We start from the raw sequence: 15,736 nt of genomic DNA, 5'->3' as shown, positions 1-15,736 counted from the left end.
GGCCTCACTTGGGTTCGTTCCAAACTTTAAATAGTCTACAATACTGTCTTTCTCTTATATGACTGAATGCGAGATACTAACAATAAAAAAACCGATAGCAACTTTGCTATCGGCCGAGCGTTTATGCTTCTATTTGTTCGTTGTCAGAATCATCTTGAGGCACAATTAATTCATTATAAAATGCGGCCAGTGTTGTTCCGATATAAGGAATCAACCATAGTAAGCCAATTCCCAGCGTGAACATACAAAGAATGCCCCAACCTATGAAGCTTAGATTCAAAAGGAAATACTTCCATTTCAAACCTTTCATTCTTTTTCTGCTTTCAGTAATGGCTTCAAGCACGGTGTATTCTGGATGATCCCTCAATAAGAAAAACATCTGCGAATAGGCCAAGCTTTTGATGATACCCGGAATGATTAATAATAATGACCATAAAAATATGAAAATAGCTTGTAAAATCGATCCCCCAATCAGCTTAAAAGAGGTTTTTCCGTCCTTATAGATCGCGAATACCTCTGTAATTTCAGGATTTCCTTCCCTGACCAAATTCAGGTAAAACCACGTGGTTGCTATAGTCAACGGAATTAATACGATGGAAAGTACCGTTCCGAAAATATTAGACCATAACGGTGTTTCATCCTCCATGAACCATTGTGTAAACCCACCGCTTGCGATCACTTCAATGATTAAAGGTAAAATGACATTGATCAAAAACAAGAGCAGCATAAGCGAAACGGCTACACCCCATTTACCTTTTAACGAATGAAGGGCTTTCCTTTTTATCTCTGAGATTCTCATACTATAATTTAACTCCCCTTTTTTAAATGGATGAATTCAGAATATTTCCATATTCATTTAAATATGGATGAATTCAGAAAATCCACTATTTATTTGATATTTAAATCTCATGTTGTATTTTAACATAATATTACTAGGCGTGGGCTTATTTTCCTAGAATGCCCACACAAAACATCTTTAAAGCAATAGAATCTTTGTTTCAAGCAACCAATGATCACCTCCCATCAGTGCAATGAATAATTCTTTGCTTGTTTGTATCCCCTAATAGTTTATGAAAGGGCATATGACAATATGCCAGCTATTACTTCAGTCACAATGCTCTCCCAAACTTTTAACAATGCCAAAAATGTTAATTGAAACCATCGCTCACTCAAAGTGAACACCGCAGATAAACGCGCTATAAATCTAGTTAGAATTCCTTTCAAATAAAAAACACCTTCGTTGAATGTACAATGATGAAAAGTACATGCAGCAAAGGTGTTTTTTAATCATAATGCAAGGAATCCTCTGTTCAATATTCATGCATCCAATTCCTTTTATTTTGCTATTTATTTCATTATCTCCAATAGTCTTTATTATGAGTTTACTTCACCATCAATAATTGTCATTTCAACTTTTGTCCGTAATAGATCGTCCGGATTTTCCATTGAAAAAAGATCGTTCGAGTAGACCGTCATATCTGCTAATTTCCCTCTCGTTATTGTCCCCTTTAGATGTTCTTCATTTGTTGCATATGCCCCGCCAATCGTAAACAACCTAATAGCATCCATCATGGATATCTTTTCATTTTCATTCCATCCTCCTTTGGACTGTGAAGGGTCTCTTCTAGTAATCGATGCATGAATGCCGAGTAGTGGATTAACAGGTACAACTGGCGCATCTGATCCGCCTGCACACAACACACCTGAAGAAAGCAGCGTTTTCCAAGCATATAGATTCGCTTCACGTTTCTCACCGATTCTTTCTTTCACCCAGGGGTAATCACTAACTACAAATCTTGGTTGTATGTCTGCAATCCTGCTAGGATCCGACAGTCTCTGAATTAAATCCTTACGAATGACGGACAAATGGATTAATCGATCACGATACTTTACTTTTGGAAGTTGTTCAAGTACTTCTAAAATATTTTCCAAGGCTTGATCACCAATTGTATGCATGGCAATTGGCATCTTGTGATTTCTTACCTCTTTTACCATATTGTAAAGGGTGGCTTGATCATGCATCGCCTCCCCATATACTCCCGGTGCATCATTATAAGGTTCAGAAAGCAAGGCGGTTCTTCTCCCTAAAGCTCCATCTGCAAACATTTTGATTGCCCCTATTTGCAACTTCTCATTTCCATAACCCGTATACATCCCCCTTTCTTTCAATTGGTCAAGAAACGGATAGTCTATAAGGAGATTGCACCGCAATCCTTTTCTTTCTTGATTTATTAACTCATCATATATCTTATATGTCTGATCCAAACCGCCAATATATAAAGGATCATTTGTATGTACACTTGTTAAACCGTTTTTCACAGCATATTTCATCGCTAGCTCCTGCCCGCATTTTAATTCCTCATACGTTTTTCCAGGAATAGAGGCCGTAATAAGATTTGAGGCTGATTCAAGAAGTAATCCAGTAGGATTTTTTTTATGATCCAAAACAACGCTTCCTCCCAGCGGAACCTCGATTGCTGAATGATAGCCGCTCATTTCCAGGGCTTTGCTATTTACTAAAAAAGCATGGTGACATATCCTTTTCAAAAATACAGGACAATGCGGTGCTACAAAATCTAATTCAGCCATAGTCGGAATCATACTTTTGTCATCAAATAAATTCTCATCCCATCCCATTCCAAGTAACCATTTTCCGGGGGAAAGCGTCATTGCCTTTACTTTTATCTTATCTAACATTTCTCTTTTAGATGTAACACCATTTAAATTAAGATCTAAAAAATTGAAAGCAACACCTGAAAGATGAAGGTGGCTATCTATCAGTCCAGGAGTAGCCGTCTTTCCTTGTAAATCAATGATGTTTGTCTCTGCCCTGCCCCATTGCAATACCATTTCTTTGTGAGAGCCGACATCTACAAACCTTCCGTTCTCAACTACTACCGTTTCAACCTTAGGGTGGTTTACATCTAGTGTATAAATCTTTCCATTCGTATAAATGGTCTTTGTCATAGAAGCCCTCCATTATTTACTTGTCCATCGCAACTTTCTTAATATGCTAAGTTACCGCCTTATGTATTGCATATTTTATCTAATAACTTTAGACCTATCAAAAAGTAAAAGGCGGAATTCCCCCTTTTGACCCTATTAGAATTTAACAAAAATGATTATTCCCCATCTATCAAACATGTCCATATTTCATTCAACCAAAACCATTAACAACCAAACCCACTAGCATCAGAGGCCCTTCAGACCATGGCACAAGTCCGATCGTCGGAGGAAATATCAGGTCTGTCACGCACTATGTTGTTTGTATTCATCCTTTCACCTCTTTTTTTAACATGTATCATTCATTGAAACCCGTCGATGAAATACCGTAGTAGGTTCCTTCGCCCTTTATATTTATCATTGCAATTCCTCTGCCAATTTTAACGATATTTTAATTATTTCTTTAAAGAAATGAAGGTACTGCCTAAAAAACACTGCACGCAAGGCATAAAGGGTCCCCATTCTATTAACCAGAAAGAATGGGGACCCCTTTATTATGATAGGAATTTTACAAATCCATTGATAGAAGGGATGAAATTTTTCCCTCCTAAAGTGAAAATTTTTTTACCGTAATTTATGTTTTTCCATCTTGTATTTTAATAATTGTTTTGATATGCCCAACTGTCTGGCAGATTCAGCAATTTTTCCATCCGAATTTTTCAATTGACGTACAATGATCTCTTTTTCATATTCCTGAACAGCATCTTTTAAAGAATCAACATTCAGACTCTTAACGTAAGCCATTGGAGCCTCTTCATAATCCCTGATTCTTCCTGGAATATCATCCAAAGTGATTCGATTGGACTGAACATGATTATATGCCGTTTCCACAGCGTTCTTCAACTCACGGATATTGCCTGGCCATGGGTACCTTTTGAAACAATCCAGCACGTCATCTTGAACACCATTAATATATATATTCATCGCATTGTTATAAAAATTCAGATAATGGTCAACAAGGACTTCTATATCCTCTTTTCTTTCCATTAAGCTTGGCAGGTCAATTTGCACAACCCCAATCCGATAAAATAGATCTTCCCGCAACCGTTTCTCCGCAAGTAATATATCCGGAACCTCATTCGTTGCTGAAATCACCCTTATGTCCAAGTGGATATTTTTCTTACCGCCCACTCTCCTGATTGTTTTTTCTTCAATGGCCTTTAGAAGCTTCACCTGAAGGTTCATATCCAAGGAGTTGATTTCATCCAAGAATAAAGTTCCGCCATCCGCCTGTTCAAATAGCCCCGGCATGTCTTCCGCCCCAGTGAAGCTCCCTTTATTCGTGCCAAACAACGTACTTTCCCATAAACTAGAAGGAACTGCACTGCAGTTAAGTGAAATAAAGGGCTTTCCAAATCGATCGCTTAAATTATGGATGGCCTGGGCGATAAGTTCTTTCCCTGTACCCGTTTCCCCAACGATCAGGACATTCGAGGTCGTTAGAGCAATTCTTCCAAGTTTATTTTTTATGCTTTCCATTTTAGGATTAACCGTGATAATATCATCGACTGTATAGACCGTATTATTTCTTCTGAAGATCTTATGGCTCGAGTATTTGTCCAAGTATTGGATGGCATCCTTTGAAAAGAAGCGTTTGGAGAATTCAACGGCCCCAATGATTTTATCGTTTTCGGCAATCGGAAATGTGGAATTGATCGTTTCAATGACCTCTCCCGTTTTAGTGATCATTTTTTGTTTTAAGTTACATAACGGTTTTCCCGTCCTTAACACATTCATCAACGTACTGTTTTCGTAGGTGATGTTTTTATAAAAGGAAGTCACATTCTTCCCCATGAATTCCTCCGGCCTTATCCCTAGCTCTTTAAGAACATTTAAATCTGCCATATCATAAAAAATGATCATCCCTTTGTCATCAACAACCAAAACATTATCAAAATCGGCTAACCGCCTGAATTTATCAGCATTCATATTCACCCTTCTGAGCCTCCTATCACTTTACGTATTTCAAAGCCAGAGTAGTCCCGTCGATTAGTCATACACTTTCAGCTGCTTAATTGGAACGGCCTGGCTTACTCATGAGAATAGTAGGGAACCGCGAAAAAGGCACAAAGGTGCATAGCCCAATTCATTCTATTTTACCATGAAACAGAGCGCCTTTTCTTTTCAAACTTTTTCCTGGTACTCTCGTTTCCCCATTCAAACAGCAAAAAAAAGAGCATCCCAAAAGCAGAATAGCCTCCGCATTTGGAACACCCTCTTTTCTATAATCAATCAGAGCCAGTTATAACAAAATCGTCTTGGAGCAAAGCTAAAGGGAGCTTTCTATTTATAGGATCCCCTGCCGTGACATTAATTTCAGTAATGTGACCACTGGCACCTATTGAAACATCAATCAACTTCCCATCTTCTGTTTTTACTAAAAAGAGCCTCTCCCATTCATAAACATAGGAATTCTTTTGAACGTAAACTTGTTCGATGGTCCCATCATGAGCACACTCGATGGCATGAATCGGTTTTAACACGGAATCACTCCTCCACTCCCCATTATTTGGCTAAAGCTTATACCCAGCCACGGAATATCGAGGCTTCTGCCATTTTTCTGACACCCACCATATATGCCGCAAGCCTCATGTTCACATTTCTTGTCTCTGCCATATCATAGACTTGATTAAATGAGCTGACCAATAACGCTTTTAATTTGGCTTGGACTTCTTCATCTTCCCAGTAATAACCCTGGTTATTCTGAACCCATTCAAAGTAAGAAACAGTCACACCGCCTGAACTTGCCAATACATCTGGAACAAGAAGCACATTGCGTTCCGTCAAGATCTTGGTTGCCTCTAAAGTAGTTGGTCCATTCGCTGCCTCCACGACAATTTCGGCTTTGATAAGATGTGCATTTTCTTTGGTGATTTGATTGGAAATTGCGGCAGGCACTAAAATATCACAATCTAGTTCCAAAAGCTCTTGATTGGTGATTTTGTTTTCGAATAGTGTCGTAACCGTTCCAAAGCTATCCCTTTTATCAAGTAAGTAATTGATATCAAGGCCATCCGGGTTATATATGGCACCATATGCATCCGAAATGCCAATCACTTTCGCACCTGCATCATGCATGAATTTGGCTAAAAAGCTTCCTGCATTCCCAAATCCTTGGACGATGATCCGTGCACCTTTTAGTTCTATGCCTTTACGCTTTGCCGCTTCCTCGATACAAATCGTGACACCTTGTGCAGTTGCCTTTTCCCTACCGTGTGAACCGCCAAGTACCAGTGGTTTACCTGTAATGAAACCAGGAGAATCGTATTCTCTTATTCTACTGTATTCATCCATCATCCATGCCATGATTTGAGAATTTGTATAAACATCCGGGGCCGGAATATCTTTAGTCGGCCCCACTATTTGGCTAATCGCACGGACATACCCGCGGCTAAGCCTTTCTAATTCACCCATGGACATTTGGCGCGGGTCACAGATAATGCCACCTTTTCCTCCGCCATATGGCAGATTCACAATCCCACATTTTAAACTCATCCACATCGAAAGTGCCTTTACTTCTTCCTCATCGACTTCAGGGTGAAAGCGGATTCCGCCTTTTGTAGGACCCACAGCATCATTGTGCTGGGCTCGATATCCAGTGAATATCTTCGTCGTATTGTCATCCATTTTAATTGGAATCCGGACGGTCAGCATGCGAAGAGGTTCTTTCAAAAGCTCGAACACTTCTTCAGAATAACCAAGCTTATCCAGCGCCTCCTTGATGACGATCTGTGTTGATTCAAGCAAGCTGGCAGTTTCTTTTTCTTCTTTGATTGTTGTACTCAATGGAATTCACCTCATAGGGATATTAGGATAAAACTCTTTTAATACGTTCGATTGCCCAATCTAGCTCTTCTTTAGTGATCACTAGCGGCGGAGCAAAGCGGATAACTGTATCATGTGTTTCTTTACACAGTAATTTTTCTTCTTTTAGTTTTTCACAATAAGGTCTTGCCGCTTCAGTTAATTCCAATCCAATAAATAAGCCTCTTCCACGAATATCTTTAATCATAGGATTATTGATTTCTTTTAAACTGTCCATGAAATATTGTCCTAGCTCTAATGAACGTTCTGCCAATTTCTCATCTTCAAGAACTTCCAATGAAGCGATGGAAACCGCACACGCCAATGGATTACCACCGAATGTCGAACCATGTGAACCCGGGTTGAATACACCAAGGATTTCACGGTTTGCAGCTACGCAAGAGATTGGGAAAACCCCACCGCCAAGCGCCTTGCCTAAAATGTACATATCCGGAACTACTCCATCCCAGTCAGAGGCGAACATTTTTCCTGAACGTCCAAGTCCTGATTGAATTTCATCTGAAACGAATAGAACATTATTTTCTTTACATAGTTCAAAAGCTTCTTTTAAAAATCCTTGTGGTGGTATGATGATTCCCGCTTCACCTTGGATCGGTTCGATTAAGAATCCAGCCGTTTGCGGTGTAATTGCTGCTTTCAATGCATCAAGATCGCCATAAGGGATTAGTTTGACTCCCGGTAACATCGGTCCAAAGCCTCTTCTATATTCTTCATCAGACGACAAGGATACAGCTGCCATTGTACGGCCATGGAAATTTCCTATACAAGCAATGATTTCCGCTTGGTTTTCAGCGATTCCTTTAACATCATAACCCCAGCGCCTAACTGCCTTGATTGCAGTTTCAACGGCTTCAGCACCCGTATTCATCGGCAGTGCCATATCTTTTTGCGTAAGACGGGAAACCATTTCATACCATGGGCCTAATTTATCACTATGAAACGCACGGGACGTTAACGTTACGCGATCAGCTTGTTTTTTTAATTCTTCGATGATTTTCGGATGTCTGTGGCCTTGATTCACTGCTGAATAGGCACTTAGCATATCCATATATTTGTTTCCTTCAGGATCTTCCACCCAAACTCCTTCTGCCTTCGAAATGACGATTGGAAGTGGATTATAATTGTTTGCACCATATTGTTCCGTTTGCTCGATTAATTTTTCCGTTACTGTTGTCATGTTGATTCCCCCTAAAATTATAGCGTTTCAGATGTTGTTTTTCCTTGAAGATGCAGAACTAAATAATCAGGACCGCCTGCTTTTGAATCTGTACCTGACATATTGAATCCGCCGAATGGCTGGTATCCTACAATGGCACCAGTACAACCACGATTGAAGTACAAGTTCCCTACGTGGAAATCCTCACGTGCTTGTTCGATATGTTCAATATTGTTCGAGATGACCGCACCTGTTAACCCATAATCCGTGTTATTGGCAATCTCGATTGCATGATTGAAATCTTTTGCCTTACAGAACGCAACCACTGGCCCGAAAATCTCTTCTTTCATGACACGTGAATTCTCATCTACATCGGCAATGATCGTTGGCTGGATGAAGAAACCTTTTGAATTGTCTCCTTCTCCACCTGCAACAAGTTTCCCTTCTTTTTTACCGATTTCAACATAGCTCATGACTTTGTCGTAAGCTGCTTGGTCGATGACCGGCCCCATGAAGTTGTTTAAATCTGTTGGTTCCCCGACTGTTTTTTCTTTCGTTAATTCAATGACACGATTCAAGACTTGGTCATATACATCTTCCACTACGACGGTACGTGAACAAGCAGAACATTTTTGACCGGAGAATCCGAAAGCAGAAGCGACGATTGATTGTGCCGCCAATTCCAGATCAGCCTCTTTATCAACAACGATTGTATCTTTACCGCCCATTTCAGCGATGACACGCTTCAACCAGATTTGACCTTCATGAACTTTTGCCGCACGCTCATAAATACGGATTCCAACATCACGAGATCCTGTAAAGCTGATGAAACGTGTACGGGGATGATCTACCAAATAATCGCCAACTTCAGCACCGCTTCCTGGAATGAAGTTCACAACGCCTGCAGGTAAGCCCGCTTCTTCCAACACTTCAATGAATTTAGCTGCAATAACCGGTGTTGTACTGGCTGGTTTCAATAAGACTGTATTACCTGAAACAAGTGCTGCCGTCGTCATGCCTGCCATGATCGCAAACGGGAAATTCCATGGTGAGATGATGACACCGACACCAAGTGGAACATAGGTGAAAGCATTGTGTTCAATCGGGCGGCTTTCCACTGGCATGCCGTCTTTAAGCTTCAGCATTTGACGAGCGTAATATTCCATGAAGTCGATCGCTTCCGCTGTATCTGCATCCGCTTCATTCCAAGGCTTTCCTGCCTCTTTAACCAATAGAGCCGAGAAATAATGTTTTCTTCTGCGAACGATGGCTGCAGTCCTGAATAAAATATTTGCCCGGACCTCCGCTTTCGTTTTTCTCCAAGTTTGGAATGTCTTATCTGCCGCTTGCATGGCTTGCTCAGCAAGATCTTTATTTGCTTTGGACACGGTTCCAATAACTTCTTCTTTATTTGCTGGGTTTACAGAGGTAATGACTTCATCAGTGAACACTTTTTCACCATTAATGACTAGCGGGTATTTCTTCCCTAAATCATTAGCTACATCATTCAATGCCGCTTGAAAAGATTTATTGTTTTCTTCGATTTTAAAATTAGTAAATGGTTCGTGTTTATATGTTTGGACCATTATGGCTCATCTCCCTAAAGTTTATGTTTTTATTTCACACTTATTTAATAAGCAAGTTCCGTGCCAACTTTTCATTTTTTCGAAAAAATATTGTTATTTTTTGAAATATGCAATGAAATTCAGCACTTTGGGGGCAAAACAGACAAAGAATGCCATTATTTTTTGCTCTAATCCCTATTTTTGTCACTTAAACCTTACACTTTTTATTAATGCAAGATTCATGCCAAGCCGAAATAACATAAAAAACAACGTTATTTCACTTTTTCCGCAAAATATTTTTGCACTTTAATGCAAAATAATCTTGCTGTGCAAATTTTAATTGCGCCTTTTCTTCAATTCCTCTACAATAGCTCTATGAAATGAAAAACGGGAGGTATTCATGTATTTAGATCAAATCGTTAAAATAGAAGGTTTCCAAACCATCCTCCATTCACTTGTGGATGTAATCGATATCGGGTTACATATAATCGATATCAAAGGTCGAACCATTGTATATAACAAGAAAATGGCTGAAATTGAAGGCATGGATTCAGAAGAGGTATTAGGGAAAAAGATTCACGAGATCTTTATATTCAAGGAAGAAACGGAGAGCACATTAATACGGGCGCTTCATTCTGGAAGGAAAACCGAAAACTCGAAGCAGACCTACTTCAATAATCTCGGACAAGAAATTACAACAATCAATAATACGTTTCCTATTTTGGATCAGAACCAAAATATCATTGGAGCCATTGAAGTGGCAAAGGATATAACGAATCTTGAAAGAATCATTAAAGATAATATCTTGAATAAGGGCGATACGAAATATACGTTTGACAGCATCATTGGAACCAGTGAGAATTTCTTGGAAGTCATTGAAAAAAGCAAGCGTTCGACCAGGACTACATCCTCCATCCTCATCGTCGGGGAGACGGGAACGGGAAAAGAACTCTTTGCCCAGAGCATCCATAATGGAAGCAGTCGTTCGACACATCCTTTCATTAGCCAGAACTGTGCTGCCCTTCCAGATAGTCTTATTGAAGGAATTCTTTTTGGTACGAAGAAAGGGGCCTTCACCGGATCGATTGAAAGGCCTGGTTTATTCGAACAGGCACAAGGCGGGACCATTCTTCTCGATGAAATCAATTCCTTAAATCCGAATATGCAGGCGAAATTATTAAGGGCCCTTCAAGAAAGGACGATTCGCCGTGTTGGAGATACAAAAGATAAAAAAATTGACGTACGGGTCATAGCAACGATAAATGAAGATCCAATAGATGCCATTTCAAATGATCATTTACGAAAGGATTTATATTATCGATTAAGCGTCGTATCGTTATTCATCCCACCTCTTCGTGAACGGAAAGAGGATATTCCTTTGCTGGCACAATCATTCATCGAGAAATTCAATGCGCTGTTCGAATTGAATATTGAAGGGATCAGCGAGGAGGTCTACTCCCTTTTTTATGATTATGATTGGCCAGGGAACGTAAGGGAACTTGAACATATCATCGAAGGGGCCATGAATTTAATGGAACCGGACGATACAAAGATTTCCATTACGCATCTTCCCACTTTATTTAAAAAGAAAGCACATTTGGAGGACACTCATTTTGATAAAAAAGATGACCTTGCAAATGGAGAATTACAGGAGACTACCTTATCTCTTGATGATTATATCGCTAATACGGAGAAGCTATACTTGGAGAAAATATTAAAGGAGCATGGCATGAATATCTCTCAAGCAGCAAAAGCCCTGAATATTAGCCGACAAAGTCTTCAATACCGTTTGAAAAAGTATCAGGTCAAATAACGGCTTACCAAAAGACGGGCCCCCCACAGATGTGGAGGGCCCTCTTTGCTTGCATATCCATTTTTGAAAACCTAGTAATCAGAATGTTTCAGCCGCTTTTACAACGTTTTCCAAACCATCCGCGATGATTTGTTGTGTCCGATCAGGATACTGATTATGTCCTTCAATGACCACAACGCCCGGATTGTTGATTCCCCACAAGCCAATGATATTTTTTACTAAATTGACAGCCATTTCAGCAGAAGCCATTCCTTCTAATGCATAATCCGAACCGCGCGCATTCAATAGCATGACCTTTTTATCACCAGCATACCCCACTGGGCCTTCTGCTGTATAATTGAACATTTTACCTGCTTGTGCCAAATAGGAAAGATATGTGATTAGCGGTGCAGGAACCGTTGAGTTCCATAAAGGGAAAGCGAATACCACTTTATCCATCGCAAGGAATTGATTTAAATAGCGATCAACCAGATTGGCCGCTTTTTCTTCTTCAACTGTCAGTTCAAGACCTTGGTTGCGTTTATACAAACCAGTAATGGCAGTATTTCCGTAGTAAGGAAGGTCCTCTTTAAATAAATCCAACTCAATCACTTCATCTGTATGGTGGGTCTCTTTATATGCTTTTAAAAATGTGTCATACATGTTTGAGCTGATAGCTTGTTCTGCAGGACGATCGTTCACTTTAACGAATAATACTTTTGTCATTTTTGCATTCTCCCCTGTCGCGGCTTCTTTATTTCCAAATAACCTACTAAAAAATCCCATATTTCCTCCCCATTGCTTTCTGCTTTAAATTCAGACGACTAAATGAATCTCATTGCCAGATGGATCTGTTACGGCGAAAAACCCTTCTTTTTCCGTGACGGCAGCTCCGATTCCTTTCAGTTGCTCCGTTACTTTGTTTCTCGCATCTTCATCTGCAAAAACGAGGGTATACCAGTTCAGCCCGACACTATTTTCCTTTGGAGCAGGAGCGCCAACACCATTCCATGTGTTCAACCCAATGTGATGATGATATCCGCCGGTTGAAGTAAAGAGCGCTCCTCCATATCGATTCACAACGGTAAACCCAAGACCTTGCATGTAAAACTCCTCCGTTTTCCGTAAATCCGATACATGCAGATGTATATGCCCCATTAGAGTACCTGCAGGCAGTTTGCTCCACTCACCATCGCTTTCTTTCAGCAGGTCATTCCCATCCAACGGATCCGTGCCCATTGCGACTTCCCCATCGGACCATCTCCAATCAGTGGATGGCCGGTCAGAGTATACTTCAATGCCATTGCCATCCGGATCGGTAATGTACAGCGCTTCACTCACTTCATGATCCCCCGCTCCAAATGGATATTTCGTTTGAAGTAAATGGCGCAAAAAAGTCGATAAATCGGCACGGCTTGGCAGCAAAAGGGCAAAGTGATATAAGCCCGTCGTCCGCCCTTCTTTCGGAATCACATCAGCAGGCTGCTCAAGTGTCAGCAACGGGTTTTTTCCATCTGTCGTCAAAACAGCTTGTCGGTCGGTTTTCTTCAATACTTGAAGACCAATGATATCTCGGTAAAACGTGATGGCATTATTTAAATCCAAAACATTTATACTGACTTCGCCAACAAAAGTAATTGGTTTTTGATGAAAATTTTTATCCATATTGTCACTTCCCTTTTTTATTGAAAATCATGTTATCCAAAGAAAGAACCGTGGTGTTTGCACACGCTAGATAGACAGACATGGCAAGCAGTGCCAAGTCCAGTTCGTAGCCCGCCGCTTGCCCGTTGCCAAGAAAACCAGCAGGCAATTTAGCCATGAAAACCGCTCCAACCAAAATGACCGCGAACAAGACGGAAACGATACGTGTTCCAAAACCAAGTATAACCGCAAGTCCTCCGATTAATTCGATACCTGCAACGATATATGCCATGAACCCCGGAATACCAAGGCTATCAAAAAAACCAGCCGTGTTACCTATTCCCCCTTGAAACTTTGAAACGCCGTGAATGAAAAAAGTAAGACCTAGTATAATTCTTAAAAAAACTTGACCTGCATCATTTTTATTCATGTATGAACTCTCCTTTTGTTGGTTACTTTATGTAAGTAATTATATTTTAATAAGCTTATAATGTCAAGTAAGTTTATTGGAATTTCTTTTTTCCCCTAAATAAAACGAATTGCCGAAGCAACTCGTTCCATGGTGTCACTATTTAAATGTGTAATAAATGGTTGAATTGATGATGAAAGAATCCGCAATGGTTCTCCCGACTTCCTCACATGCCACTATACTGAATTTTGTTGCATCAACGGGCTCATATAATAATTGATGAATACCGTCCACCGACCGTATTGCGACAGTTGCGTCAGGGTTTGTCTGAAATATCCGTTCCAGTATTTCTTCTTTATTAGGAACCAGGCTGGCAATCCATACAATATCGAACTCCGTGTAGTCATGAAGGGCGCCATCATTCAAGATATAGTCTGAATTCCCTTCGTTATCCAGTTCTTGGACGATGCGCCGGCCAAGTGAATGGGCTTGTTCATCTATATCGAGACATGTCATTTTCGCACCCAACTCCCGTTGCAGCAGCAAAGGACTTAATGGCAGAGGCCCCGTCCCTACAAATGCAAATGATTGAATATCTTTTTTCACCTTTTTCAATTCACTGATTTCCGTTTGAATCAGTTCTTTGTAGTTATCCCAATAAATGAAAGAACGGAAGTCATCCAGGGTGTTCACACTGCCAACAAATAATTTGGCATAATGATTCTCCATCAATGTTTCAGCAATCGTCAGCTTTTCAAGCATGGTACCCCGAATCGATCGGATTTCATCATGGTTGAGAATTTCTTCTGCCACATGCTGATCCAAAGGTTTGGAAATCATCGAAACCAGTTCGGTTAAAACGCGATTGATGATTTCGTTATTTGGTGATAAATCATCTTCTTCTAGTAAAATTTTATAAGTATCCATATATGTATGAATGATTTTTTCCTGGTTTCTAGACAATTTGATCGTTTTCAAGGCGCACACTCCTATTAGGGAATAATTTTTTGCTTAACCGTGGTATATACAATGCCAAAAATACCGAACGTCCTAGGCTGAATACAGTAAAGGCCAGCCATAATGCATGGTTTTGATATGCCGGCACAAAAATATAAAGTGTTATCATGAAGGCAATCAAGGAATAGATCATCGAGTTACGAATAGGGGCAGCTTCTGTTGCCCCAGTAAAAACACCGTAGAAAACGATGCCTACACTGGCAGATAGAGGGAACAAAATAAGCCAGATCCCATAAATGTTTGCCAGCTCAATGACACTTGGTATCCGTGTGAAAAGCGATAGGATGATATCACCGCATAAATAGTAACTGACGGCAATCATCAGGGAGGACAGAACACCCCACTGCAACGAAAGGATCAGGGTCTTCTTATATAAGGGCTTATCTCCCGCACCAATCGCTTTTCCCACAAGAATGCTTGAAGCATTTGCGAGCCCGTCAAAGAAGTAAGCCATCATATAGTGAATTTGGATGAGTACGGCATTCGCCGCCAATATCTCCGTCCCATATGAGGCCCCCTTTGCCGTGAAGATATTAAAAACGGCCAACAGGCAAAGCGTCCTGATGAATAAATCCCGATTCACCGACATCATTTTCTTAATGGATGAAGAATCGAACATCTCTTTCAACGGGGGCATTTCCATTCGATGCGGCGACGCTTTCACAATAATGATCAGTCCAATGAAAAAGGCCGTCACTTCCGAAAGGAGGGTCGCTATCGCTACCCCTGGCACGCCCCATTGGAATCCATGAACAAATAGGAAATCCAAGGCAATGTTCATCAGGTTCATGAACACCTGTAACAATAGCGAAACCTTGATCTTGGACATCCCCATCAGCCAACCCAATATGACGTAATTCATCAAGGTGAATGGGATTCCCCATATTCGAATGCTGAAGTATTCAGCCGCATACCTTCGAACCTCAGCATCGGGATTCATCAGGGTTAAGGAAACTTGTTCAATAGGCCCCTGAAGCAGGATGAAACCTCCCCCTGCAACAATTGCCAGTATAAACGGCCTTAAAAAGGCTAAAATGCCTTGCTTCCCGTCGTTTGCCCCAAGTGCTTGTGCAGCAAATCCCGAAGTGCTCACCCGCAAAAAACCAAACAGCCAATACAAGGTATTGAAAATAACCGTACCTATAGCTACGCCGCCCAAATAAGCAGGGTTTGGTAACTGACCCACAACAGCGGTGTCCACCGCACCTATCAATGGCGTCGTTATCGTCGATATGGTCAGAGGAATGGCCAAGGCCAAATATGATCGATGGTTCACCTTACTTCCTCCTTAAGTATCAAACTCCCATTTAATCGAAATCATTACG

At 40.6% G+C, this 15,736-nt stretch carries 13 protein-coding genes; 1 reads left to right on the top strand and 12 read right to left on the bottom strand.

The features are described from left to right. Window positions 1–121: 121 nt before the first annotated feature. From ACFWE9_RS02950 to pruA, 7 genes are all read right to left on the bottom strand, one after another. Window positions 122–799 carry a DUF975 family protein gene (locus ACFWE9_RS02950; protein ID WP_230161016.1) on the bottom strand — a complete coding sequence of 226 codons (678 nt, stop codon included), beginning with the start codon at window positions 797–799 and terminating at the stop codon, window positions 122–124. Window positions 800–1,374: 575 nt separating this feature from the next. Continuing rightward, window positions 1,375–2,967: an amidohydrolase gene (locus tag ACFWE9_RS02945; RefSeq protein WP_377355503.1), complete on the bottom strand. Its 1,593-nt coding sequence runs from the start codon at window positions 2,965–2,967 to the stop codon at window positions 1,375–1,377. A 600-nt stretch (window positions 2,968–3,567) separates the two neighbouring features. Beyond that, a complete protein-coding gene (locus ACFWE9_RS02940; RefSeq protein ID WP_377355549.1) occupies window positions 3,568–4,932 on the bottom strand; it encodes a sigma-54 interaction domain-containing protein in 1,365 nt (454 codons plus the stop codon). A gap of 299 nt (window positions 4,933–5,231) precedes the next feature. After that, complete coding sequence (locus ACFWE9_RS02935; protein WP_230161010.1) at window positions 5,232–5,486, bottom strand: biotin/lipoyl attachment domain-containing protein; 255 nt, start codon at window positions 5,484–5,486, stop codon at window positions 5,232–5,234. A 37-nt stretch (window positions 5,487–5,523) separates the two neighbouring features. Then, window positions 5,524–6,789, bottom strand: coding sequence for a Glu/Leu/Phe/Val family dehydrogenase (locus tag ACFWE9_RS02930; RefSeq protein ID WP_230161008.1), 1,266 nt, complete (start codon window positions 6,787–6,789; stop codon window positions 5,524–5,526). A 22-nt stretch (window positions 6,790–6,811) separates the two neighbouring features. After that, a complete protein-coding gene (locus ACFWE9_RS02925) occupies window positions 6,812–8,005 on the bottom strand; it encodes an ornithine--oxo-acid transaminase (protein ID WP_377355501.1) in 1,194 nt (397 codons plus the stop codon). Between the two features lie 17 nt (window positions 8,006–8,022). After that, a complete protein-coding gene (pruA, locus tag ACFWE9_RS02920; protein ID WP_230161005.1) occupies window positions 8,023–9,570 on the bottom strand; it encodes an L-glutamate gamma-semialdehyde dehydrogenase in 1,548 nt (515 codons plus the stop codon). Between the two features lie 379 nt (window positions 9,571–9,949). On the opposite strand from pruA, the gene ACFWE9_RS02915 reads away from it, so the two are divergent. Next, a complete protein-coding gene (locus ACFWE9_RS02915) occupies window positions 9,950–11,362 on the top strand; it encodes a sigma-54 interaction domain-containing protein (RefSeq protein WP_377355499.1) in 1,413 nt (470 codons plus the stop codon). Window positions 11,363–11,440: 78 nt separating this feature from the next. On the opposite strand, the gene ACFWE9_RS02910 is transcribed toward ACFWE9_RS02915, so the two are convergent. The 5 genes from ACFWE9_RS02910 to ACFWE9_RS02890 all read right to left on the bottom strand — a co-directional run bounded on the left by ACFWE9_RS02910 (window position 11,441) and on the right by ACFWE9_RS02890 (window position 15,687). Further along, window positions 11,441–12,127, bottom strand: a complete 687-nt coding sequence (locus ACFWE9_RS02910) for an FMN-dependent NADH-azoreductase (RefSeq protein WP_377355497.1) — start codon at window positions 12,125–12,127, stop codon at window positions 11,441–11,443. A 30-nt stretch (window positions 12,128–12,157) separates the two neighbouring features. After that, complete coding sequence (locus ACFWE9_RS02905) at window positions 12,158–13,006, bottom strand: VOC family protein (RefSeq protein WP_377355495.1); 849 nt, start codon at window positions 13,004–13,006, stop codon at window positions 12,158–12,160. Between the two features lie 4 nt (window positions 13,007–13,010). Further along, complete coding sequence (locus ACFWE9_RS02900; RefSeq protein WP_230160997.1) at window positions 13,011–13,415, bottom strand: DoxX family protein; 405 nt, start codon at window positions 13,413–13,415, stop codon at window positions 13,011–13,013. Window positions 13,416–13,553: 138 nt separating this feature from the next. Next, a complete protein-coding gene (locus ACFWE9_RS02895; RefSeq protein WP_377355493.1) occupies window positions 13,554–14,381 on the bottom strand; it encodes a nicotianamine synthase family protein in 828 nt (275 codons plus the stop codon). Beyond that, window positions 14,350–15,687, bottom strand: coding sequence for an MATE family efflux transporter (locus ACFWE9_RS02890; protein ID WP_377355491.1), 1,338 nt, complete (start codon window positions 15,685–15,687; stop codon window positions 14,350–14,352). The genes ACFWE9_RS02895 and ACFWE9_RS02890 overlap by 32 nt, the downstream gene beginning before the upstream one ends. Window positions 15,688–15,736: the final 49 nt, after the last annotated feature.

Origin of the sequence: Peribacillus sp. NPDC060253 (assembly GCF_042727425.1) — a bacterium.
Classification (GTDB): Bacteria; Bacillota; Bacilli; order Bacillales; family DSM-1321; genus Peribacillus.
This window is presented reverse-complemented; position numbering and strand designations above follow the sequence as displayed.

Bases quoted from the DNA above. Each gene is read 5' to 3' on its own strand.
- ACFWE9_RS02950 (WP_230161016.1), bottom strand. From the start codon at position 799: ATGAGAATCTCAGAGATAAAAAGGAAAGCCCTTCATTCGTTAAAAGGT.
- ACFWE9_RS02945 (WP_377355503.1), bottom strand. From the start codon at position 2,967: ATGACAAAGACCATTTATACGAATGGAAAGATTTATACACTAGATGTA.
- ACFWE9_RS02940 (WP_377355549.1), bottom strand. From the start codon at position 4,932: ATGAATGCTGATAAATTCAGGCGGTTAGCCGATTTTGATAATGTTTTG.
- ACFWE9_RS02925 (WP_377355501.1), bottom strand. From the start codon at position 8,005: ATGACAACAGTAACGGAAAAATTAATCGAGCAAACGGAACAATATGGT.
- pruA (WP_230161005.1), bottom strand. From the start codon at position 9,570: ATGGTCCAAACATATAAACACGAACCATTTACTAATTTTAAAATCGAA.
- ACFWE9_RS02915 (WP_377355499.1), top strand. From the start codon at position 9,950: ATGTATTTAGATCAAATCGTTAAAATAGAAGGTTTCCAAACCATCCTC.
- ACFWE9_RS02910 (WP_377355497.1), bottom strand. From the start codon at position 12,127: ATGGGATTTTTTAGTAGGTTATTTGGAAATAAAGAAGCCGCGACAGGG.
- ACFWE9_RS02905 (WP_377355495.1), bottom strand. From the start codon at position 13,006: ATGGATAAAAATTTTCATCAAAAACCAATTACTTTTGTTGGCGAAGTC.
- ACFWE9_RS02900 (WP_230160997.1), bottom strand. From the start codon at position 13,415: ATGAATAAAAATGATGCAGGTCAAGTTTTTTTAAGAATTATACTAGGT.